Source organism: Bacillus sp. 05T22 (genome assembly GCF_056396765.1).
The window spans coordinates 1-880 of sequence record NZ_JBFTMC010000257.1; the positions used below are offsets into that span (position 1 = coordinate 1).

At 54.2% G+C, this 880-nt stretch carries 1 rRNA gene; it reads right to left on the reverse strand.

The annotated features are described in order from the left end of the window. Positions 1 to 63: 63 nt before the first annotated feature. A 23S ribosomal RNA gene (locus tag AC1DIT_RS28220) occupies positions 64 to 880 on the reverse strand; the annotation flags it as partial.

Sequence of the window (880 nt, forward strand, 5' to 3'; positions counted from 1 at the left end):
TCCGTGAACAGGCTGAAAATGTTGCGTCTCTCATAACGCTTACCAGAACGCTTCTGGCGTTGTAAGGTTAAGCCTCACGGGTCATTAGTACCGGTTAGCTCAACGCATCGCTGCGCTTACACACCCGGCCTATCAACGTCGTCGTCTTCAACGKCCCTTCAGGTGGCTTAAAGCCACAGGGAGAACTCATCTCGAGGCAAGTTTCGCGCTTAGATGCTTTCAGCGCTTATCTTTTCCGCACTTAGCTACCGGGCAGTGCCATTGGCATGACAACCCGAACACCAGCGGTGCGTYCACTCCGGTCCTCTCGTACTAGGAGCARCCCCYSTCAAAWYTCMAACGYCCACGGCAGATAGGGACCRAACTGTCTCACGACGTTYTAAACCCAGCTCGCGTACCACTTTAAATGGCGAACAGCCRTACCCTTGGGACCKRCTTCAGCCCCAGGATGTGATGAGCCGACATCGAGGTGCCAAACACCGCCGTCGATATGAACTCTTGGGCGGTATCAGCCTGTTATCCCCGGAGTACCTTTTATCCGTTGAGCGATGGCCCTTCCATWCAGAACCACCGGATCACTATGACCTGCTTTCGCACCTGCTCGAGCCGTCACTCTCGCAGTCAAGCCAGCTTATGCCATTGCACTAACCTCACGATGTCCGACCGTGATTAGCTGACCTTCGTRCTCCTCCGTTACTCTTTRGGAGGAGACCGCCCCAGTCAAACTACCCACCAKACACTGTCCGCAMCCCGGATYACGGGTCCACGTTAGAACATCAAACATTAAAGGGTGGTATTTCAAGGTTGGCTCCACGCAGACTGGCGTCCACGCTTCAAAGCCTCCCACCTATCCTACACATCAAGGCTCAATGTTCAGTGT